This window comes from Pseudaquabacterium inlustre (assembly GCF_038066595.1).
Taxonomy (GTDB): domain Bacteria; phylum Pseudomonadota; class Gammaproteobacteria; order Burkholderiales; family Burkholderiaceae_C; genus Pseudaquabacterium; species Pseudaquabacterium inlustre.
Genome location: NZ_JBBUTH010000001.1, coordinates 694,100 through 714,814, shown reverse-complemented (window position 1 = coordinate 714,814; position 20,715 = coordinate 694,100). Strand labels below are relative to the sequence as shown.

Here is a 20,715-nt window from a genome sequence, read left to right as displayed (position 1 = left end):
AGGGCGTCTGGATGCCCCGCGTGGGGAACTCTGAACACCTGCGCAGCCGGGCCTGTCGCCGATCAAGGCCGGTGCGTGGGGGTCGATAAGGCGGGCAAGAACCGTCTGCCCCGGCAGCCGATGCCCTGCCCACCGGCCCGGGCCGGCGACCGGGGTGGCTCCTCGCCCCCCGATGCCCGACGCCCTGATGCCGACCGCCCACGATCCCCGGATCGTCGCGCTGTCGTTCCTGATCGCCCTGGCCGCCTCCTACGTGGCGCTGGACCTGGCGCGCCGCGTGCGCAGCCCGGACCGCCTGCTGGCGCTGGGCTGGGGCCTGGGCGGGTCGCTGGCGCTGGGCACCGGCATCTGGGCCATGCACTTCCTGGGGCTGCTGGCCTTCGAGGTGCCGGTGGCCCTGGGCTTCGCGCCACTGCCCACCGCGCTGTCCTGGCTGGTGGCGGTGGGGGTGTCGATGGTGGCCATGCTGGCGGCCGCGCATCCGGCCTTCGGCCGGGCCGGCCTGGCCCTGGCATCGCTGCTGGTCGGCGCGGGCATCAGCGCCATGCACTACATCGGCATGACGGCGCTGCAGTTCGCGCCGGGCATCCAGTTCCACGGGCCCACGGTGGCGGCGGGCATCGGCGTCGCGCTGGCCGCGGCGGGCGTGGCGCTGACGCTGTTCACGCACATCGACCGGCTGGGCCGCCAGCACCGGCGCCTGGGCCAGCTGGCAGCGGCCGTGGTGCTGGCGCTGGGCATCTGCGGCATGCACTACACGGCGATGGCCGCCGCGGCCATCCCGGCCGGTGCGGTGTGCCTCACCGCCGGCCAGCTGCGTGGCGACGGCATGGCGCTGCTGGTGGCGCTGTCGGCGATGCTGCTGCTGGGGCTGACCTTCTTCGCCTCGCTGCTGGAAGAGCGCATGCAGGCCCGTGCCGCCGTGCTGGCCGACTCGCTGCGTGCCAAGAGCGACGAACTGCAGCGCGCGCTGCTGCACGACCCGATCACCGACCTGCCCAACCGCCTGCTGTTCGACGACCGCCTGGCCCAGGTGGCGCGCCGCTGCGACCGCGAGCACCACAGCGCGGCGCTGCTGGTGGTGGACCTCGACGGCTTCAAGGACCTGAACGACCAGTACGGCCAGACCGCTGGTGACGATCTGCTGCGCCAGGTGGCGCTGCGGCTGCGCACGCTGGCGCGCCAGCACGACACGCTGGCCCGGCTGGGCGGCGACGAGTTCGTGCTGCTGCTCGACGAGGTGCCCGACGCCACCGCCGCGCGCGGCGTGAGCCTGCGCGTGCAGGAGGCGCTGCAGCAGCCCTTCCAGGTGCACGGCCAGCAGGCGCACCTGAGCGCGGCCATCGGCATTGCGCTGTACCCGGCCGACGCCTCGGTGGACAAGCTGCTGAGCTGCGCCGACACCGCGATGGTGGAGGCCAAGCGCCAGGGCGGTGGCCGCGCGCTGTTCTTCGCCCCCGACATGGAGAGCGAGACGCGCGACCTGGCCGCGCTGCGCCTGGACCTGCGCCGCGCCATCGAGCAGCACGGCCGCGGCGAATTGAGCCTGCACTACCAGCCCAAGGTGCGCGCCAGCGACGGCCATGTCACCGGTGTCGAGGCGCTGCTGCGCTGGCACCACCCTGAGCGCGGCCCGATCAGTCCGCTGGTGTTCATCGAGCTGGCCGAGCGCTTCGGCCTGATCGAGGCGCTGGGCGACTGGGTGATCGACGAGGCCTGCCTGCAGATGGCGCATTGGCGCACCCAGGGCCTGGCGCTGCGCGTGGCGGTCAACCTGTCGATGCACCAGCTGCGCCGGCCCGGCCTGGTGGCCCATGTGCAGCAGGCGCTGCGCCGCCATGGCCTGCCGCCCGAGCAACTGATGTTCGAGATCACCGAATCGGCGGCTATGACCCACATCGACACCACGCTGCGCGTGTTCGCCGAGCTGGCGCGCCTGGGCACCGAGCTGTCGATCGACGACTTCGGCACCGGCTACTCCAGCCTGTCCTACCTGCGCCGGCTGCCGGCCAGCCAGCTCAAGATCGACCGCAGCTTCGTTAAGGACCTGGACAGCAGCGCCGATGCACGCGCCATCGTCGAGGCCGTGGTGCGCCTGGCCCACGCCCTGGGCCTGGCGGTGGTGGCCGAGGGCGTCGAGACCGAGGCCCAGCGCGAGCAGCTGCGCGCGCTGCAGTGCGACGAGCTGCAGGGCTTCCTCTACAGCCGGCCGGTGCCGCCCGACACGCTCAGCGCCTGGGCCATCGAGGGCGGCGGCCCGGCGCTGCTGCGCTTCGACCCGCCATCGGCCCGGCCCGTGCCCGGCTTGCGCACGCCCGAGGTGGCCGCGCCGGCTTAGCCGCTGGGCGGCCGCCAGCCCGTGTGTGCACCGGTTCGCGGCCGCAGTCGGCCGTGATAGCCTGTACCCGTCCCGGAGGGGGCTGCGACAGGATGGAACCGACCACGACCCCGCATTCAGCGCACCGATCCGTCGCTTCACGGTCCTGGCCGCAGCGCCTGGCGCGTTGTGCCGCCGCCTGTCGTGCGCCGCAGGCCGCCTGGGCCCTGGGCCTGACGCTGCTGCTGGCCCTGGGTGGCCTGCTGCCGGCCGGGCGCTACTTCGCCAGCCCCACGCACTACCTGCCGCTGCACACGCTGCTGGAGGTGGTGTCGGTGGCCGTCTCGGTGATGGTCTTCGCGCTGGCCTGGAACCTGCGCCGGCAGGTCGAGGCCCACCAGCCGCTGCTGCTGGGCGTGGCCTTCCTGGCCGTGGCCCTGATCGATCTGGCGCACAGCCTGTCGTATCCGGGCATGCCCGAGGTGATCACCCCCAGCCAGCCCGAGAAGGCCATCAACTTGTGGCTGGCCGGCCGCGCGGTGGCGGCGCTGGCGCTGCTGGCCGCAGCCTGGCTACCGCAGCGGCGGCTGCTGCCCTGGCCCACGCTGGCCACGGCGCTGCTGCTGGCGCTGGGCGTGGTGTGGGCCGGCCTGGCGCACCCCGAGTGGGCGCCCCACACCTTCGTGGCCGGGCAGGGGCTCACGCCGTTCAAGATCGGCGCCGAGGTGGTGCTGGCCCTGCTGTACGCGCTGGCCGCCTGGGGCCTGCTGGCGCCTGACCTGGCGCACACGGCCCGGCCCGAGGCCGCGGGCCAGGCCGCATCGCGCCGCTGGCTGGCCGCCGCCGCGTGGACGCAGGCGCTGGCGGAGATGTTCTTCACGCTCTACAGCGACGTGACGGACACCCACAACCTGCTGGGCCATCTGTACAAGGTGGCGGCCTACCTGATGGTGTACCGGGCGCTGTTCGTGGCCGGCGTGCAGCAGCCCTACCGCGAACTGGAGTTCGAGCGCACCCGGCTGCGCACGCTGCTGCGCGCCATGCCCGCGCCGGTGTGGCTGAAGGACGGCCAGGGCGTCTACCTGTCGTGCAACGCGGCCTTCGAACGCCTGTATGGCGCGCCCGAGGCCCGCATCGTCGGCCGCACCGACATCGACTTCGTCGGTGTCGAGCTGGCCGCGTTCTTCCGCCGCCACGACCAGGCGGCCATGGCTGCCGGCAAGCCGCTGGTCAACGAGGAATGGCTCACCTTCGCGGCCGATGGCTACCGCGGCCTGTTCGAGACCACCAAGGTGGCCATGCGCACGCCGCACGGGCGCCTGGTGGGTGTGCTGGGCGTGGCCCACGACGTGACCCGCCAGCGGCTGATGCAGCACGAGCTGGAGCGCCGCGTGGCCGAGCTGAACTGCCTGCACCGCGTGTTCACGCTCACCGAAGACCTGCTGGCGCCGCTGCCCACCCAGCTGCAGGCCGTGGTGGATGCGCTGGCCGAGGCCCTGCAGACTGCGCCCGCGCCGGTGGCCGTGCGGCTGGTGCTGGGCGGCGCGCACTACCAGGCCGGCCCGGCGCCGGGCCAGGCCGACCCCGCGCACACCCTGCACGTGCCGCTGCCTGCCGCCGCCGAGGTGGGCGAGGCCCCCGCCGACGAGGCCGGCTTCACGCTGTGCTGCGGCGCCGCCCCGCCGGGCGAGCCAGCCGGCTGGCTGGACGACGTGCAGCACCTGGCCCGCACCGTGGCCGCGCGCCTGGCGGCCGTGGTGGCGCAGCGCGACACCACGCGCCACCTGCACCAGCGCGAGGCCGTGTTCACCGCCATCGCCAGCCAGTCCGACGACGCCATCGCGCTGATCGATGCCGAGACCGCGCGCATCGTCGAATTCAACGACGCCGCGGCCCGCCACCTGGGCTACAGCCGCGAGGAATTCGCCCGGCTGAGCGTGCCCGACTTCGAGGCTGTCTCCAGTGCCGAGGCGGTGCGCCAGGGCCTGGCCCGCATGCTGCGCAAGGGCAGCGCCCGGTTCGAGACCCGCCACCGCACCCGCGACGGCCAGCTGCGTGACGCGCTGGTGCGCGTGCGCGTGCTCAACGTCGGCGGGCGGCCGCACTTCGCATCGATCTGGACCGACATCACCGAGCGAAAGCAGGCCGAGCGAGCCCTGGTCGAGAGCGAGCAGCACTTCCGCAACCTGGCCAACTCGGGCACCGCGCTGATCTGGACCACCGACGAGACCGGCCAGTGCAACTACGTCAACGAGCCCTGGCTGCGCTACACCGGCCGCACGCTGGCGCAGGAGCGCGCGGCCGGCTGGCTGGAGGCCGTGCACCCCGACGACCGCGCCCAGTGCCAGGCGGTGTTCGACGGCGCGCTGCACACCCGCAGCGCGGCCAGCGCCGAGTACCGGCTGCGCCGGCACGACGGCCAGTGGCGCTGGTTCGCCGACCAGGCCACGCCGCGGCACGACAGCGCCGGCCGCTTCATCGGCTTCATCGGCCACTGCGTGGATGTCAGCGACCGCAAGGCGGCCGATGCCGAGCTGGCCCGCCACCGCCACCACCTGGAACAGCTGGTGGCCGAGCGCACCGCCGAGCTGGCCCAGGCCAAGGCCGCGGCCGAGGCGGCCAACGTGGCCAAGAGCACCTTCCTGGCCAACATGAGCCACGAGATCCGCACCCCGCTCAACGCCATCATCGGCATGGCGCACCTGGTGCGGCGCGCCGGCGTGTCGGCCCAGCAGGCCGAGCGCCTGGCCAAGATCGACGCCGCGGGCGACCACCTGCTGGGCACCATCAACGCCATCCTCGACCTGTCGAAGATCGAGGCCGGGCAGTTCACGCTGGAGGAAAGCGAGCTCAGCGTGGGCGCGCTGGTGGCCAACGTGGCCTCGATGCTGGCCGACGATGCCCGCAGCCGCCGCCTGCGCCTGGACACCCAGGTGCACGACGTGCCCCGTCACCTGCTGGGTGACGCCACGCGGCTGCGCCAGGCGCTGGTGAACTACGCGGCCAACGCCATCAAGTTCACCGATGCCGGGCAGGTGACGCTGCGCGTGGCGGTGATCGACGACGCGCCGGGCCAGCCCGACGACGAGCGCGTGTGCCTGCGCTTCGAGGTGCACGACACCGGGCCCGGCATCCCGCCCGAGGTGCAGGCCAGGCTGTTCACGCCCTTTGCGCAGGGCGACGCGTCCACCACGCGGCGCTACGGCGGCACCGGGCTGGGCCTGGCGCTCACGCGGCGGCTGGCGCAGCAGATGGGGGGCGACGCCGGCGTGCTCAGCGCGCCGGGACAGGGCAGCACCTTCTGGTTCACCGCGCGGCTGCGCCGTGCGCCGGCCCCGGGCGTCAGCCAGCCCGAGGCCCCCGGCGGCGCCGAACAGGCCCTGCGCAGCCGCCACGCCGGCCGCCGCGTGCTGGTGGCCGAGGACGAGCCCGTGAACCGCGAGGTCACCGGCCACCTGCTGGCCGATGCCGCGCTGCAGGCCGACATCGTGGAAGACGGCCTGCAGGCCGTGGCCCGGGCCGCCGCGCAGCACTACGACCTGATCCTGATGGACATGCAGATGCCGCGCCTGGACGGCCTGGCCGCCACCCGCGCCATCCGCGCCCAGCCGGGCGGTGCCACGGTGCCCATCCTGGCGCTGACGGCCAACGCCTTCGCCGAAGACCGCGCCCGCTGCCTGGAGGCCGGCATGAACGACTTCATCGCCAAGCCGGTGAACCCCGAGGCCCTGTTCGCCACGCTGCTGCGCTGGCTGCCCGGCGAGCTGGCCTGAGCCAGCGCAAGCGCCGGTGCGGCGGTGGGCCGGTGCGGATCGTGCTTGGTTAGCATGCCACGTCACCCACCGGGAGCCTTCACCATGCCGATCGACTTTGCCCGCATCCCGCGCGCCGCGCTGCCGGCCCTGCTGCGCACCGCGCCCAAGGCCGAGCTGCACATCCACATCGAGGGCTCGCTCGAGCCCGAACTGATCTTCCAGCTGGCCCAGCGCAACGGCGTGGCGCTGGCCTACCCCAGCGTGCAGGCGCTGCGCGAGGCCTACGCCTTCACCGATCTGCAGAGCTTTCTGGACATCTACTACGCCGGCGCCAGCGTGCTGCTGCACGAGCTGGACTTCTTCGACATGGCCTGGGCCTACTTCGAGCGCGCCGCGGCCGACAACATCGTGCATGCCGAGCTGTTCTTCGACCCGCAGACGCACACCGCGCGCGGCGTGGACATCGGCACCGTGATCCGCGGCCTGCACCACGCCTGCCAGCGCGCGCACCAGGAGCTGGGCATCTCGGCCAGCCTGATCCTGTGCTTCCTGCGCCACCTGAGCCAGGACGAGGCCCTGGCCACGCTGGAGGCCGCGCTGCCGTACCGCCAGCACATCGTGGGCGTGGGTCTGGACAGCAGCGAGCGCGGCCACCCGCCCGAGAAGTTCACCGAGGTGTTCGCGCGCGCCCGCGCACTGGGCCTGCGCTGCGTGGCGCATGCCGGCGAAGAAGGGCCGCCGGCCTACATCGAGGGGGCGCTGGACGTGCTGCAGGTGCAGCGCATCGACCACGGCGTGCGCTGCCTGGAAAGCCCGGCGCTGGTGCAGCGCCTGGCTGCCAGCCGCATGCCGCTGACCGTGTGCCCGCTATCCAACGTGAAGCTGTGCGTGTTCAAGACCCTGGCCGACCACAACCTGCCAGCGCTGCTGCAGGCCGGCCTGTGCGCCACCGTCAACAGCGATGACCCCGCCTACTTCGGCGGCTACCTCAACACCAACCTGCTGGCCACCTTCGAGGCCCTGCCGCAGCTGGGCGTGCGCGAGGCCTACCAGCTGCTGCGCAACGGCTTCGAGGCCAGCTTCGTGCCGGCCGAGCAGCGCGATGGCTGGATTGCCGCGCTGGACCAGGCCTTCAGCGCCGCGGCGGCCTGAGCGCGCGGCGCCTCAGCGCAGCCGCGAGAAGTGGTTGCGGCGCAGCACCGGCTGCCCGTCGGGGCTGAAATAGGCCACCGTCTCGGTCATGGTCTGGCCGTCGGCCGCCACGGCATAGATGCGGGTGGATGCCGGGCTGCCGTTGCGGCCCAACTGCATCACCAGCACCTCGGGCCTGGGCATGGTGGTGGCCGACACATCGGCCTCGAAGTTCGCCTTCACCGGCGTGGGCGAGCCATCCAGCGGCGTGACACCGTCGGCCTCGAGCCGGGCGCCGGTGGGGTCGACCACCTCCACCCGGGTGCGCAGGCGGTCGGGGCCCTCGGCCGAAAACGTGATGGTGACGCTGCGCGGCCGGGACTGCGGCGGCATGGGCAGCCGGGTGGTGTCCACCGCCCAGGCGCCCAGCAGAGGTGGTTGCGGCCCAGGCGGCGCATCTGCCGCCCAGGCGCCGTGCAACAGCGTGGCGGCTACAAGCAGCACGGTGGCGATCGGCTTCATCGGGTGTCTCCTTGCGGCGCCTGACCCTGCGGCGCCCGCAAACCATAACACCGTGGAGACGGGGGCTCTCTGGGCGCTGCCCGCCACCTGGCCGGGTGCCTCGTCAGACTTCGACGCGGCCACCACGGTCACGGGCTTCAACTCGCCAGACGGCGCCTTGATCACGAGCTTCACCGATTGGCCAGGGCGCGCTGCATGTGCGGCTGCAGATCGTTGGCCTTGGCGCCCACCACCGGCAAGAGCGGCCAGGGCGAGTGCGAGAGGCAAGGTGCCCAGGGTGGAGCGCAGCAAGGGCATGGGATGTGGGTGGGTCAGGCCTCGCCTGTCGGATGTTGCCTTGAAGACAGGCGCAGTTCCAGGACTTCGTCGTTGTTGCTGTCAACGGCGCCGGTGGGTTGCCAGCCGAGATGCCGATAGAACCCGTATGACCTGACCTTCGGATCCGTGGAGCAGCCAAGGAAGAGATTCTGATGGCCACAGGAATGGAGTTCTTGCACGACACGCTGGAGCAGTTGCCGGCCCAGACCACAGCCTTCGGCGTCGGGAAGAAGCGCAAGCACAACAACTTCTCCTGTTTGGGTGTCTCCAAAACAGTAGCCAACGAGTCCACCCTGGCGCGTTGCTGTGAATCCGGCAAGGACGCCAGATTCAATGTCCTTGGCCCAACTTTCCTCGGTGATTCCAATGCTGGCCAGTCGAGCGGCTGAAACGGCGTTCTCTCTGGTTCGTCCTCTCAGGTCAATGAACGCCGCGGCGTCAGACGCACAGGCGGGATCAATCCTGAAGGACGGCGGCATCGGGACTTGGGTCACCGAAATTTTGAGTCAGGTGTCAGAGATCGGATAGCGGAACGCACTCGTGTTGGCAACAATGGACGCAGCGGGAAGTCCATGTAGAAGGACTAGGCTTCGCTTGGCGTATTGCCAAAGAGAGCGGCGCTCACTTCTGGTGCTGCCGTGACAAGCATTGGCTCGCCGATCGCTTCGATCATGCTGGCTGGCAGATGCGCCGCGGTTGTGGCATGACCGCTGACAAGCGGGCTACCAGGCGCGTACGCGACTGTTCCCTCGAGCCGGAGAAGGGCAAGCAGTGCTTCCAACAAGTCTTGGGCATTGGACGGCCGAGAAAGGGTGACTGCGAAGCACCCGCCGCCTTCAAGGCGGCTCATCGTCATGTGCTCAAACCAGGGATCGACCGTACCTGGCCCCGAGGCACATACGGTTGGTGCATCGATCGCAGGGCGAGACAGAACCGCCAAGGCTGCCTCGGGGAATGGGTGTGGATCGCCGCGCCGAAAGCGGCTGCAGTAGATGGAGCTGCTCATGGCGAGTAGCGGACGTGTCGGTTCCAGCGAGGGGTTAGGCGCCCGTCCAGGCGGCGAACGACGGGACCTCAGTTGCCGCGCAAAGCTAGGCGGACAGACCCTGCCCAGCATGCAAGTGGACTGGCTTGGATAGCCTGACGGACAAGACCGTGTGGAGCTTGGCCGTGAGCGCCGAAGAAACGGTGGGTCTGCGGATGGTAGAAGAGCGACGTACCGCTTCGGGTGGCTACACAGAATACCGCCAGTTCCCTACTTGAAAGCGCCGCCTTGAGGTTGGGCTGGAATTCCTCAATGGTGACCTGGAATGGGTCGCATAGGCTCGCACGCAAGTCTTGCTCAAGGAAGCGGGTCAGTTCTTCCCTGTCGACTCCATCTGCGACAAGCAGATCGGTGGCGGGATGCAGTGCGATTTCAAGTGCCGTGAGCGCAGACTCTCTGGAAAGCATGGTGAATGTCGGCAGGAATGGCACTTCGGGTGCCTAACGTTGGGGGTAAGGGGTGCGGAGCCGGCTTGCCGGCGAAGCGTCCCTCTTGACCGAAGGATTGGGCGTCATGCGCGCACCTGTGCGAGGTGATGAACAACGACCGGCTTCTCAAGCTCCATCGGAACATCGACCCAGAGAAGGTCGCCATGCGGCGGGAGAGACACTGTGTGTTCCAACAGAAGCCTTTCGATTCTTAGAGTCCACTCGGGGCACTTCCGTGAAAAACCCTCGAAGCTCCTTGCTTTTGCGAATGGATTTGTAGAGTGAAGTAGCTCGCCGCATTTGTCATAAAGCTTAACGAACTGCCCTCTCGAGAGATAGCCACCACGCAAATGCTCGAAACGCGGCCGACCAGGTTTTCTTTCCACCCAGCCATTAACTGGCCTTGGATAAAACTCGGGGTTGATTTTTTCTACGGCCTTGAGAATTCGGTTGCCATGCCAGTCTTTTGCAATATCTTGACGGGCCTTGCTGTAGGCGTCGCGATGAGATACGAGCGTGGAGAAAGCAATCAGCTCCAAAACCTTCCTGAGTTGCAGACAAATTGATTCCGTATTGGTTCGGACATAAGTTGTGTCAGCCGCTCCAGTTTCGAAGCTTCTCAAAACGTTCAAGCGCATACGAGCCTCATGCATGAGGCTTGCGTATCGGTCGAGATCGGTTTGCTTCACTATGACGCCCAACGTTCGGGCTAAGCAGGCTACAGCGGTGGGACGCCAGGCCCGCGCGGTGCAAAATAAACCTCGGCGCAGCGCGGGCCTGGCGGCCTGCCGTTGGCGCTCCGCTTGGGCGAGGGGTTAGGCGGCACTGCGGTTGAAGTGAAGGATTAGGGCAGCGGCGATGCAGATATCGATGGCGATGAAGAGCGCTACAGCAACCCTGAATTTGCGCGAGCGTAGCTTCTCACGGAGCGCCCTCGGCGCAAATCGGCTTACTAGCTGCAAGTACTCCGACCACGACTCGGAAACAAAAGTCTGCTTAGGCACGATTTACTGCTTCTCTACTCGCATGGCCCCCTGCAACTATGGCATCGCAGACAATCTGCCGTGCGATTGCGGAGTCAATTCGATAGCCTTTGTCCATCACCATTGACTGGACTGCGGGAGTAAGTTGAAGGATAGCCATGCCAAGTTCCGCCTCGTTTCCGGTGTACTTCTCATGCATGACATGGCTTACTCGAAGCATGCACTCCGAAATCACTCCACGGACGCGTTCATCCTTTGCATTGGGGTCAAAGACGGCTTCGTATGCGGCTTTGGTCCCCGTCGCGACCAGTTTTATTAGCATGAAGATAACGAAGCCGATTGCGAATACGACGAAAACTACTGCTCTTCCCATTGGGCGCCTCCCAGACGCAAGTTGATGAACGCGGAAGTGGGCGACTTGGTGTATTGTGCCGCCTAACGTTTGAGCTGAGCTGCGAGTGGCGGAGTGGCGCTTGGCCGGCTGTACAGATGATGGGCCACTCCGGGAAGACGGCCAAGTGCCACGCCGGTATGAGTCAGCTCGAGCGAAGGGTTAGGCGTCACTTTTGGTGGACCCACCCAAAATGGCAATTACTTCCTCTTTGTGGGGTCGCTGAAATAGGTCTTATAGAACTCGCGCGGTGCCTCGGCAGTCTTATCAGCATCAGCGACCAGTCCGTCCGCACACTCGACAATTCGGTTGCTACCGCATGTCCCGACGATGTTGTTTAGGTATGTCCAGGTGTTTGTTTGCGGCTGCCAGGCGGCGAAGACAACAGAGTAAACGGTGGAATAGCCGGACTTGTCGTCCAGTGTGACTAGGGAAATTCGGTAGACTGCATCGCCTCTAGCTGTGACAAGTTTGAATCCGGAAGATGATCGAATTCGCTCCTTGACTGCGAATGCCAGTCGGCCCCCAACAGCCTCATTCGCTGTGTCCTCGACGATGACGTTCATTTGGGCTTGCGCCGTCGCGCAGGCAAGGATCAACATTCCGCCGATTGCATGTCGGAGCGAGCGAGCTGGATTCATATTGATCTCCCTTTGTCACAGGCGCAAATGTATCTCGGTCACTTGATGGGCGCCATCGTTCCGCCGCTCCCCCGGGAACAAACGGCCGTGACGGCTAACTTGTTTTCGATGGTGTTTCTGCAGAACGGCCGGCGCAATGGGCGCGAATCTGTCAGGGCGTGCATCGCAGAAGGCCGATTCTGTCAGGCGTAACCGGCGCGGTGCGCGGCGTGCTTGCACACCCAGGATGAAGCTCGTAAACTGTATAAAAACACAGTTTCACCATGCCGTCCGCCACCGATGCCGCCCATGGCCAGCCCGTGTCAACGGGCGGCAGGTTGCTGGATCGCGTGCGCGAACAACTGCGCTACCTGCACTACAGCTTGCGCACCGAGCAGGCGTATGTGCATTGGGTGCGTGGCTTCGTGCGCTTTCATGCCATGCGCCACCCGCGTGACATGGGGGCGGCGGAGGTCGAGCAGTTTCTGACGTGGCTGTCGGTGGAACGGCACGTGTCGGTGTCTACCCACCGGCAGGCCTTGGCGGCCGTGCTGTTTCTGTACCAGCGTGTGCTGGGTCAATCCTTGCCATGGATGGATGAGCTGGCCCGCCCCCAGCGCAAACCCCGCCTGCCGGATGTGCTGGGCGTGGCCGAAGTTCAGCGCGTGCTCACGCTGATGGATGGTGAGCACGGCTTGCTCGCGCGGTTGCTCTACGGCACCGGGCTTCGCATCACCGAGGCCTTGCAATTGCGGGTGAAAGATCTCGATTTCGAGCGCGGCACACTGATCGTCCGGGCCGGAAAGGGCGGAAAAGACCGCGTGGTGATGCTTCCAGCGCAGTTGGTGCCGGGCCTGCGCATGCAGTTGCAGCGCGCCCACTTGTGGTGGGAAGGCGATGTGGCGTCGGGGCGCGCCGGCGTGCAGATGCCCGATGCCCAGGCCCTGCCGGCCTGACGATGCGCCGCCCGCATGTCGCCCGCGCCTTCTTTAACGGCCCTGCCGGCCTATGCCGAACTGCATTGCCGCAGCCATTTCAGCTTTCTGGCCGGAGCGTCCAGCCCTGAGGAGCTGATGGCCGCCGCCCACAGGCGGGGTTATGCGGCGCTGGCCATCACCGATGAATGTTCGCTGGCCGGCGTGGTGCGCGCGCATGAGTGGGTGCAAGAGCAGGCGCAGATCGCGCGGGCGCTGCGGCCGGCCGGTGGTGGCGATGAGGGCGCGGCGCCCATCCACCTGATCATCGGCGCCGAGATGCAGCTGTCGTTGCCGCCCGAGGCCGATGCGGCGGCGCAGGCGGCCTTCGGCGTGCCGGCCTCGTCGCCGCTGGCCGGCCATGCGCCGCCGCGCCTGCTGCTGCTGGCACAAACCCGGCGCGGCTACGGCAACCTGGCGCAGTGGATCAGCGTGGCGCGGCGGCGCGCCGCCAAGGGGGCGTATCTGGCCTATCCGGCCGATCTGGAAGGCCGCGTGCCCAACGCGCCCTACCTGGCCGGCCTGCCCGATTGCGTGGCCATCCTGCTGCCTGCGCCGGGGGCGTCGTTCGACACGCTGTTCGCCCAGGCCATGTGGCTGAAGACCTGGTTTGGCGGCGATGCGGCGGCGGGCACCCCGGCGCGCTGCGCCATCGCCATCGAGCTGCTGCACCGCCCGCACGACGCACTGCTGCGTGAGCTGTTGCCGCGCGTGGCCGGGCTCAGCGGCGTGCCGCTGGTGGCGGCGGGCGATGTGCGCATGCACACGCGCCAGCGCAAGCCGCTGCTCGATGTGATGACGGCCACGCGGCTGAACCGGCCGGTGGCCGAATGCGGCTTCGCGCTGGAGCCCAATGCCGAGGCGCACCTGCGGCCGCTGGCGCGCCTGGCCACGCTGTATGCGCCCGAGTGGCTGGCTGAATCGGTGCGCATCGCGGCCAGTTGCACGTTCTCATTGGCCGAGCTGCGTTATGAATACCCGCAGGAGATCGTGCCCGCCGGCCACACGCCCGCCAGCTGGCTGCGCACCTTGACGGAAGAGGGCGCGCTGCGGCGCTTTGCCGCCGGCGTGCCGGCCAAGGTGCGCGCGGCCATCGAGCATGAGCTGGCGGTCATCGCGCAGCTGCAGTTCGAGCCTTACTTCCTCACCGTGGCCGATGTGGTGCGCTGGGCGCGCAGCCAGGGCATCCTGTGCCAGGGCCGCGGCAGCGCGGCCAACTCGGCCGTGTGCTACTGCCTGGGCGTCACCGAGGTCGACCCCGACCGCACCCAGCTGCTGTTCGAGCGCTTCATCAGCCCTGAGCGCAACGAGCCGCCCGACATCGACATCGATTTCGAGCACCAGCGCCGTGAAGAGGTGATCCAGTACCTCTACGGCCGCTACGGCCGGCACCGCGCCGCGCTCACCGGTGTGGTCATCCGCTACCGGCCGCGCTCGGCGCTGCGCGACGTGGGCCGGGCGCTGGGCCTGTCGCTCGACCAGATCGCGGCGGTGGCCAAATCACAGCACTGGTTCGATGGCAAAAAGATCGATCCCGAACGCCTGCGCGAGCAGGGGCTCGATCCCGAGGCGCCGGTGTGCCGGCAGTGGATGGCGCTCACCGAGCAGCTCATCAACCGGCCGCGCCACCTCAGCCAGCACCCGGGCGGCTTCGTCATCGCGCGCGACGATGTCTCGCGCCTGGTGCCGGTGGAAAACGCCGCGATGGACGGCCGCACCGTCATCCAGTGGGACAAGGACGACCTCGATGCCCTGGGCCTGATCAAGGTGGACATCCTGGCCTTGGGCATGCTGAGTGCCATCCGCCGCGCGCTGGCCTTCGTGGCCTTCAAGGCGGGCGTGCCCGAGTTCCGCATGCAGGACGTGCCGCCCAAGGACGACGGCGTGTACGCCATGCTGTGCCGCGGCGACAGCATCGGCACCTTCCAGGTCGAAAGCCGCGCGCAGATGAGCATGCTGCCGCGCCTGCAGCCCAAGTGCTTTTACGACCTGGTGATCGAGGTGGCCATCGTGCGGCCCGGCCCCATCCAGGGCGGCATGGTGCACCCGTACCTCAAGCGCCGCAGCGGCGAGGAGCCGGTGGACTACCCCAGCGCCGAGGTGCGCCAGGCGCTCGAGCGCACGCTGGGCGTGCCCATCTTCCAGGAGCAGGTGATGCAGCTGGCCATCCTGGCGGCCGACTTCACCCCCGGCGAGGCCGACCGCCTGCGCCGCGCCATGGCCGCCTGGAAGCGCAAGGGCGGCCTGGGCCCGTTCCACGCCCGGCTGGTGGGCCGCATGGTGGCCAAGGGCTACGAGCGCGAGTACGCCGAGCGCATCTTCCAGCAGATCGAGGGCTTCGGTGAATACGGCTTCCCCGAGAGCCATGCGGCCAGCTTTGCACTGCTGGTGTGGGTGAGCGCCTGGCTGAAGTGCCGCCACCCCGATGCGTTTCTGGCTGCGCTGCTCAACAGCCAGCCGATGGGCTTTTACGCCCCGGCCCAGCTGGTGCGCGATGCCCGCGCCCACGGCGTGCAGGTGCGGCCGGTGGACGTGCTGGCCAGCGACTGGGACACGCTGCTGGAGCCCTGTGAATCACCGCCGCTGCACCCGGTGCGCCTGGGTTTCAGCCGGTTGATCGGTTTTCGCGAGGCCGATGCGCGGCGCATCGTGGCGGCGCGCGCGCAGGCGGCCGAAGCGGCGCGGCCCTTTGCCAGCGTGGAAGACCTGGCGCGCCGCGCCGGCCTGGATGCCCATGCGCTGGCCTGCCTGGCCGAGGGCGATGCGCTGCAGTCGCTCACCGGCCACCGCCACCAGGCCGCCTGGGCGGTGCGCGGCGTGGACACGCGCGCCACCGCGCTGCTGGCCGGCACCCGCACGCACGAGGCGGCGGTGGCCATGGCCGCGCCGGCGCCGGGCGAGGCCCTGGTGGCCGATTACCGGCGCGTGGGCCTGTCGCTCAGCGCGCATCCGCTGGGCCTGCTGCGCGCGCAGCTGGCGCAGTTTCAGGTGCAGCCGGCGGCGGTGCTGGCCGGCTACCGGCCGGGGCAGCTGGCGCGGGCCTCGGGCCTGGTCACGCACCGGCAGCGGCCCGAGACGGCCAAGGGCGTCGTCTTCGTCACGCTGGAAGACGAGACCGGCTGCGTCAACGTCATCGTGTGGCCGCAGGTGGCCCAGGCACAGCGCCGGCCGCTGCTGGCCGCGCGCCTGCTCACCGTGTACGGCGTGTGGCAGGCCGAGGGCGAGGTGCGCCACCTGATCGCCTGCCGCCTGGTCGACCATTCCGAACTGCTGAACGGTCTCGTCACCCACAGCCGCGACTTCCACTGACGGCGCGCGGGACAATCGCGCTTTTGCGATCCGGCCCCGGTGGCCCGAGAGACGACCATGACCACGCCCCTGATGCCCCACACCCTGCAATGGCTGCCGGCCGATGGCAGCGCCCCGCAACAGCTGATGGTGCTGCTGCACGGCTGGGGCGCCAGCGCGGCCGACATGGCGCCGCTGGCCCAGGTGCTGCGCCAGCAGTTCCCGCAGTGCGCGGTGCTGGCGCCCGAGGGCTTCGAGCCGGTGGATGGCACCGGCGCCGTGCAGATGGCCGGCCGCCAGTGGTTCAGCCTGGCCAGCGCCCAGGGCGGCATGATCACCGAGGCCGAGCGCCCGGCCCGCGTGGCCGCCGTGCTGCCGCGCCTGGCCGAATGGCTGCGCACCGCGCAGGCCGCCACCGGCGTGGGCCCCCAGGCCACGGCGCTGGTGGGCTTCTCGCAGGGCTCGATCTGCGCGCTCGAGCTGGTGCAGCGCCACGACGGCGCCGCCGGCCGCGTGCTGGCCTTCGCCGGCCGCTATGCCGCGCTGCCCGATGCCGCGCCGCGCGAGACCACGCTGCACTTCTTCCACGGCGGCGCCGACGGCGTGATCCCGGTGACGCATGCCAAGGCCGCCATCGAGCGCCTGGCCGCGCTGCAGGGCGACGCCACCATCGACATCGCCGAGGGCGCCGGCCACGAGATCCCGCCGGCCCTGCTGCGCTGCGCGCTGCAGCGGCTCACCAGCCACATCCCGCAGCGCACCTGGCGCGAGGCGCTGGGGGCCGCGCCGGCCCGCGCCGGCCAGCCGGGCGAACTGGACGATTGACCTGGGGCACGCCGACGCCGGCTCGCGCGCCCGAGCGTCGGCAAGGCCCGCGGCGGCTTCGTACACTGCCGGCATGCTGTTTCTGCTTTCGCCCGCCAAGACCCTGGACTACGAGCGCCCGCTGCCCGCCGGCGTGGGCCGCCGCGCCACCGAGCCGGCCTTCGTGCCACGCGCCGCCGAGCTGATCGACGGCCTGAAGACCCTGACCCCGCCGCAGCTGGCGCAGCTGATGGACCTGTCCGACGAGCTGGCTGCCCTCAACGTGGGCCGCTACGCCGCCTGGACGCCCGAGCACGGCGCGAAGAACAGCCGACCGGCCGCCTACGCCTTCAACGGCGATGTGTACGACGGCCTGGACATCCGCACGCTGGAAGCGGCCGACCTCACCTGGGCGCAGCAGCATGTGGTGATCCTGTCGGGCCTGTACGGTGCGCTGCGCCCGTTCGACCGCCTGCAGCCCTACCGCCTGGAGATGGGCACGCGCTGGGCCAATGCCGCCGGCAAGGACCTGTACGCCTACTGGGGCGACACGGTGGCCAGCTACCTGAACGAGCGCCAGGCCGACGAGCGCAGCCCGGTGGTGGTGAACCTGGCCTCGCAGGAATACTTCAAGGTGGCCGACCGGCGGGCGCTGAAGGCCCGCGTGGTGGAATGCCAGTTCGAGGACTGGAAGGCCGGCCAGTACAAGATCATCAGCTTCTTTGCCAAGCGGGCGCGCGGCGCGTTCGCGCGCTGGGCCATCCAGCACCGGGTGCGCAGCGTGGCCGCGCTGCAGGGCTTCGACGCCGACGGCTATGCCTTCGATGCCGGCGCGTCCACGCCCGATCGCCTGGTGTTCCGCCGCCGAACCGCCTGATTGCGAGGTGCCCCGTCGTGACAACGCAAAAAGTCACCCCTGAACTGCGGCAGTGGATCATCGAGCAGGCCCGCGCCGGCTGCCGCCCCGAGGACGTGCTGGCCGCCATGCGCGGCAGTGGCTGGGACGAGGACGTGGCCGTGGCCGCGCTGGAGAACACGCTGTCGGCGCACCTGGCCGGCAGCGCCCAGGTGCCGGGCGCGGCCCCGGTGCAGGCCCTGCCGGCCTCGGTGCCGGTGCCCGAGCCCGACCTGCGCGGCGCCCCGGCTCGGCTGTGGGCGCACGACCGCGAGGTGACGGTGCTGGCCGTGATGAGCCATCCGCGCGTGGTGGTGTTCGGCGGCCTGCTGTCCGACGAGGAATGCGACGCCATGGTGGCCGCGGCCGCGCCGCGCATGGCGCGCTCGGAAACCGTGGTCTACGAGACCGGCGGCAACGAGGTGAACGCCGCCCGCACCAGCGAGGGCATGTTCTTCGGCCGCGCCGAGAACGGCCTGTGCGCGACCGTCGAGGCGCGCATCGCCGCGCTGCTGCGCTGGCCGGTGGAGAACGGCGAGGGCCTGCAGGTGCTGCACTACCGCCCGGGTGCCGAGTACAAGCCGCACCACGACTACTTCGACCCCACGCAGCCCGGCATGGCCGCGGTGCTGCGCCGTGGCGGCCAGCGCGTGGGCACGGTGGTGATGTACCTGAACACGCCCGAGCAGGGCGGCGCCACCACCTTCCCCGACGTGGGCTTCGAGGTGGCGCCGATCAAGGGCAACGCGGTGTTCTTCAGCTACGACCGCGCCCACCCGGTCAGCCGCACGCTGCATGGCGGCGCGCCGGTGGTCAAGGGCGACAAGTGGGTGGCCACCAAGTGGCTGCGTGAGCGCGAGTTCATCTGACGCGCCAGCGACCACGCCGGAGGCCGGCCGGCGCCCGTCTGGCGGCTACTGGGCGTCGACCGCGTGCACCTGCCGGCGCCGCTCCACATAACCCGCCCGCACCGCGGCCGTGGCATCGGGGCAGGCGGTGGCGTTGCAGGCCAGCGCATCGATGGTGTAGACGCGCACGGTCTGCGCCACGCCGGGCGCGCTCTCGCCCTCGTTGTAGACGCGCGAGTCGCAGCTCACGGCCACCTTCATGCCGTAGTCGGTGGCCAGGTCCAGCGTCTGGCTGGCGCTGCTGCAGCTGGTCCAGCTGCCCTTGAAGGCCTGGTAGAGGCCCCATTCCACGCCGGCGCGGGCGGCCGCCGCCGCGCGCAGTGACAGCACGTCCTGCGCCACCGTCACCTGCGACTGCTGGCCCAGGCGCAGCACTGCGGCGGCCAGGCCGGCCAGCGTCACCAGCACGATGATCACCGCCACCGCACCCAGGCCGCGGGCCGGCATGCCGGTGCGGCTGGTGCGGCCGGTGCCGGGGCGCGGGGCCTGCCGTGGGGTGGCTGGGTGCCGGGTCATGGGATGTTCACCACATGCGCGCCCACCACCAGGCTGGCGGTCTCGCCGTTGCGGGTGAGCTCCAGCTGGATGGAGATGAAGCCGCTTTGCTGCGTGGCGCCCTGGTTGGCCTCGTAGACGAAGCGGCACGAGCGCACGCCAGTCAGCACCACGTCGCCGCCGGTGGCCGCGGGGCAGCTGGTGGGCGTGGCGGCGTTGAAGCCGTAGTTGGCCAGGCGCACCAGGCGGCCCGGCGCGTTGCCCTGGGCGTCCAGCGTGGTGCCGGCGCCGCTGCACACGTAGAACACCGCCTTCTGGTTGTTGGGCACCAGCGTGAAGCGCGCGCCGTCGTAGCCCAGCGGGAACTGCATCGCGTTCACGCTCAGGCGGTGGCGGCCCAGCGTGGCCGACGGCGTGCTCACCGCGGTGATCTGGGTGCGGTTGGCGCCGGCGTACACGTCGCCGGGGTTCTGGTTGTCCACCACCACCCAGTCGCCCACGGCGGGCACGGTGGTCAGCGGCGTCAGCACGTCGAACTGGCTGGTGCTGCCGCCGGTGTCCACCGGGGCCGAGCCGCTGTTCACGGTGTCGGTGTCACGGCGGTAGCGGCCGCCGCCCAGCGTGGGCACGGTCTCGAAGCAGTTGCTGGTGGGCGCGCGCACCGAGTTGGGCACGGCGGTCTGCACGTCGCGCAGCATCAGGCGCAGGCCCTGGTCGGCCTCGGCGGTCAGCGCGGCGCGGTGGCGTGCGGCCAGGTACATGTCGAAGGCCGGCTTGAAGAACACCGCCAGCGTGGCGCCCAGCACGCCGATCAGCACCAGCGTGACCACCAGCTCGATCAGTGTGAAGCCGCGGGGCGGTGCCCGGCGTGCGGCGCGCTGGCGTGGCCATGCAGCCGTCATGACGCGTAATCCGTGCGCCAGCCCACCAGCTGCAGCGACTGGCCGCTGGCCGGCTGGCTGACGGTGATGACGATGCGCTTGGCCGCCGCCACGCCGGCCAGCGTGCCGGTGCTCACGCTGACCGACAGGCTGTAGCCGGCCAGCGCGGGGATCACCGTGCCGTCCACCGCGCAGATGCCGGTGCTGGCATGGCCGTGGTAATCGGACACGTCGTTGAAGGTGTCGCGCGCGCAGCCGGCGGCGGCGCTGTTGGCAGCCGGGGCATAGGGCTTGAGCTGGATCTCCTCGAGCAGCTCCTGCGCGATGGCCTGCATCTGGCGCTGCACCACGGGGTCGCCGCTGCGGCCGGTGGCCGTGCGCAGCGCCAGCAGCACGCCGGCCAGGCCCACGCCCACCACCACGATGGCGATGATCACCTCGGGTAGCGTGAAACCGCGCGGCGGGCGGCGCTCAGTCCACATGGCCGGTGGTGCCGGTGAGGGTGATCGCGCTCTCGCCGGTGATGGCGATGCTGGCGTTCACGGTGCTGGTGCCGGCGCCGTCGCTGGTGATGCGGCCGTCGGGCTGGAAGTACAGCATGCCGGCCGGCGTCACCGTGGTGGTGTGGCTGCCGTCGTCGCGTGCCCAGGCCGACTGGCCATCGGCGCCGGCCAGCGTGCCGGTGCAGGCGCTGGCCGGGTTGGTGGCGGCGATGCTCAGCGTCACGCTGCCGGTGGCCACGCTGGCACACACCAGGCGCCGGTGGCCCTGGGCCAGGCTGCGCGCGGTCTTCAGCGCGGCGCTCACCTGGTCGCGCCAGGCGCTGCCGCCCAGCGCCAGCGCGCTGTCCAGGCGCGGCACCACCACCGCGGCCAGCACGCCCAGCAGCAGCACGATGGCGATCAGCTCCACCATCGTGAAGCCACGCGCGCGCCCTGGCGGCCAGGGGCGGCGCGTACG

At 70.0% G+C, this 20,715-nt stretch carries 18 protein-coding genes; 8 read left to right on the top strand and 10 right to left on the bottom strand.

Annotation, left to right across the window (positions count from 1 at the left end; all coding sequences use genetic code 11):
• Positions 1-172 precede the first annotated feature (172 nt).
• The 3 genes from AACH10_RS03135 (at position 173) to AACH10_RS03125 (ending at position 7,224) form a co-directional block, all read left to right on the top strand.
• Positions 173-2,338, top strand: coding sequence for a putative bifunctional diguanylate cyclase/phosphodiesterase (locus AACH10_RS03135; RefSeq protein WP_341408895.1), 2,166 nt, complete (start codon positions 173-175; stop codon positions 2,336-2,338).
• 92 nt (positions 2,339-2,430) lie between these two features.
• Entirely contained in the window at positions 2,431-6,090 is a 3,660-nt protein-coding gene (locus AACH10_RS03130; protein ID WP_341408894.1) for an MASE3 domain-containing protein, read from the top strand.
• 84 nt (positions 6,091-6,174) lie between these two features.
• Complete coding sequence (locus tag AACH10_RS03125; protein ID WP_341408893.1) at positions 6,175-7,224, top strand: adenosine deaminase; 1,050 nt, start codon at positions 6,175-6,177, stop codon at positions 7,222-7,224.
• Positions 7,225-7,236: 12 nt separating this feature from the next.
• On the opposite strand, the gene AACH10_RS03120 is transcribed toward AACH10_RS03125, so the two are convergent.
• The 6 genes from AACH10_RS03120 to AACH10_RS03095 all read right to left on the bottom strand — a co-directional run bounded on the left by AACH10_RS03120 (position 7,237) and on the right by AACH10_RS03095 (position 11,456).
• Positions 7,237-7,725: a hypothetical protein gene (locus AACH10_RS03120; protein ID WP_341408892.1), complete on the bottom strand. Its 489-nt coding sequence runs from the start codon at positions 7,723-7,725 to the stop codon at positions 7,237-7,239.
• A gap of 311 nt (positions 7,726-8,036) precedes the next feature.
• Positions 8,037-8,522, bottom strand: coding sequence for a GNAT family N-acetyltransferase (locus tag AACH10_RS03115; RefSeq protein ID WP_341408891.1), 486 nt, complete (start codon positions 8,520-8,522; stop codon positions 8,037-8,039).
• 104 nt (positions 8,523-8,626) lie between these two features.
• Positions 8,627-9,049 (bottom strand): hypothetical protein, encoded by a 423-nt coding sequence (locus tag AACH10_RS03110; protein WP_341408890.1) that lies wholly within the window; start codon positions 9,047-9,049, stop codon positions 8,627-8,629.
• Positions 9,050-9,117: 68 nt separating this feature from the next.
• On the bottom strand, positions 9,118-9,519 hold the full coding sequence (locus AACH10_RS03105) for a hypothetical protein (RefSeq protein ID WP_341408889.1): 402 nt from the start codon (positions 9,517-9,519) through the stop codon (positions 9,118-9,120).
• Positions 9,520-9,599: 80 nt separating this feature from the next.
• Positions 9,600-10,154 (bottom strand): hypothetical protein, encoded by a 555-nt coding sequence (locus tag AACH10_RS03100; RefSeq protein ID WP_341408888.1) that lies wholly within the window; start codon positions 10,152-10,154, stop codon positions 9,600-9,602.
• A 936-nt stretch (positions 10,155-11,090) separates the two neighbouring features.
• Entirely contained in the window at positions 11,091-11,456 is a 366-nt protein-coding gene (locus AACH10_RS03095; RefSeq protein WP_341408887.1) for a hypothetical protein, read from the bottom strand.
• A gap of 338 nt (positions 11,457-11,794) precedes the next feature.
• Here AACH10_RS03095 and AACH10_RS03090 point away from each other — a divergent pair, with 338 nt between their 5' ends.
• The 5 genes from AACH10_RS03090 (at position 11,795) to AACH10_RS03070 (ending at position 18,340) form a co-directional block, all read left to right on the top strand.
• Positions 11,795-12,466 carry a phage integrase N-terminal SAM-like domain-containing protein gene (locus AACH10_RS03090; protein ID WP_479725273.1) on the top strand — a complete coding sequence of 224 codons (672 nt, stop codon included), beginning with the start codon at positions 11,795-11,797 and terminating at the stop codon, positions 12,464-12,466.
• 15 nt (positions 12,467-12,481) lie between these two features.
• Positions 12,482-15,793 (top strand): error-prone DNA polymerase, encoded by a 3,312-nt coding sequence (locus tag AACH10_RS03085; protein ID WP_341408886.1) that lies wholly within the window; start codon positions 12,482-12,484, stop codon positions 15,791-15,793.
• Positions 15,794-15,850: 57 nt separating this feature from the next.
• Entirely contained in the window at positions 15,851-16,597 is a 747-nt protein-coding gene (gene ypfH / locus AACH10_RS03080; RefSeq protein WP_341408885.1) for an esterase, read from the top strand.
• 73 nt (positions 16,598-16,670) lie between these two features.
• Positions 16,671-17,453, top strand: a complete 783-nt coding sequence (gene yaaA / locus AACH10_RS03075; protein WP_341408884.1) for a peroxide stress protein YaaA — start codon at positions 16,671-16,673, stop codon at positions 17,451-17,453.
• Between the two features lie 17 nt (positions 17,454-17,470).
• Positions 17,471-18,340, top strand: a complete 870-nt coding sequence (locus AACH10_RS03070) for a 2OG-Fe(II) oxygenase (protein WP_341408883.1) — start codon at positions 17,471-17,473, stop codon at positions 18,338-18,340.
• A 45-nt stretch (positions 18,341-18,385) separates the two neighbouring features.
• On the opposite strand, the gene AACH10_RS03065 is transcribed toward AACH10_RS03070, so the two are convergent.
• From AACH10_RS03065 to AACH10_RS03050, 4 genes are read right to left on the bottom strand one after another with little or no spacing between them, the layout of a single operon-like run.
• Entirely contained in the window at positions 18,386-18,895 is a 510-nt protein-coding gene (locus AACH10_RS03065) for an MSHA biogenesis protein MshP (protein WP_341408882.1), read from the bottom strand.
• Positions 18,892-19,776: a prepilin-type N-terminal cleavage/methylation domain-containing protein gene (locus AACH10_RS03060; RefSeq protein ID WP_341408881.1), complete on the bottom strand. Its 885-nt coding sequence runs from the start codon at positions 19,774-19,776 to the stop codon at positions 18,892-18,894. The genes AACH10_RS03065 and AACH10_RS03060 overlap by 4 nt, the downstream gene beginning before the upstream one ends.
• Positions 19,773-20,237, bottom strand: coding sequence for a prepilin-type N-terminal cleavage/methylation domain-containing protein (locus tag AACH10_RS03055; protein ID WP_341408880.1), 465 nt, complete (start codon positions 20,235-20,237; stop codon positions 19,773-19,775). The genes AACH10_RS03060 and AACH10_RS03055 overlap by 4 nt, the downstream gene beginning before the upstream one ends.
• A complete protein-coding gene (locus tag AACH10_RS03050; RefSeq protein ID WP_341408879.1) occupies positions 20,227-20,670 on the bottom strand; it encodes a type II secretion system protein in 444 nt (147 codons plus the stop codon). Before AACH10_RS03050 ends, AACH10_RS03055 begins: the two co-directional genes overlap by 11 nt.
• Positions 20,671-20,715 lie beyond the last annotated feature (45 nt).

Coding starts and splice junctions, on each gene's coding strand:
- AACH10_RS03135 (WP_341408895.1), top strand. CDS start 173: ATGCCCGACGCCCTGATGCCGACCGCCCACGATCCCCGGATCGTCGCG.
- AACH10_RS03130 (WP_341408894.1), top strand. CDS start 2,431: ATGGAACCGACCACGACCCCGCATTCAGCGCACCGATCCGTCGCTTCA.
- AACH10_RS03125 (WP_341408893.1), top strand. CDS start 6,175: ATGCCGATCGACTTTGCCCGCATCCCGCGCGCCGCGCTGCCGGCCCTG.
- AACH10_RS03120 (WP_341408892.1), bottom strand. CDS start 7,725: ATGAAGCCGATCGCCACCGTGCTGCTTGTAGCCGCCACGCTGTTGCAC.
- AACH10_RS03115 (WP_341408891.1), bottom strand. CDS start 8,522: ATGCCGCCGTCCTTCAGGATTGATCCCGCCTGTGCGTCTGACGCCGCG.
- AACH10_RS03110 (WP_341408890.1), bottom strand. CDS start 9,049: ATGAGCAGCTCCATCTACTGCAGCCGCTTTCGGCGCGGCGATCCACAC.
- AACH10_RS03100 (WP_341408888.1), bottom strand. CDS start 10,154: ATGCGCTTGAACGTTTTGAGAAGCTTCGAAACTGGAGCGGCTGACACA.
- AACH10_RS03095 (WP_341408887.1), bottom strand. CDS start 11,456: ATGAACGTCATCGTCGAGGACACAGCGAATGAGGCTGTTGGGGGCCGA.
- AACH10_RS03090 (WP_479725273.1), top strand. CDS start 11,795: ATGCCGTCCGCCACCGATGCCGCCCATGGCCAGCCCGTGTCAACGGGC.
- AACH10_RS03085 (WP_341408886.1), top strand. CDS start 12,482: ATGTCGCCCGCGCCTTCTTTAACGGCCCTGCCGGCCTATGCCGAACTG.
- ypfH (WP_341408885.1), top strand. CDS start 15,851: ATGACCACGCCCCTGATGCCCCACACCCTGCAATGGCTGCCGGCCGAT.
- yaaA (WP_341408884.1), top strand. CDS start 16,671: ATGCTGTTTCTGCTTTCGCCCGCCAAGACCCTGGACTACGAGCGCCCG.
- AACH10_RS03065 (WP_341408882.1), bottom strand. CDS start 18,895: ATGACCCGGCACCCAGCCACCCCACGGCAGGCCCCGCGCCCCGGCACC.
- AACH10_RS03060 (WP_341408881.1), bottom strand. CDS start 19,776: ATGACGGCTGCATGGCCACGCCAGCGCGCCGCACGCCGGGCACCGCCC.
- AACH10_RS03055 (WP_341408880.1), bottom strand. CDS start 20,237: ATGTGGACTGAGCGCCGCCCGCCGCGCGGTTTCACGCTACCCGAGGTG.
- AACH10_RS03050 (WP_341408879.1), bottom strand. CDS start 20,670: ATGGTGGAGCTGATCGCCATCGTGCTGCTGCTGGGCGTGCTGGCCGCG.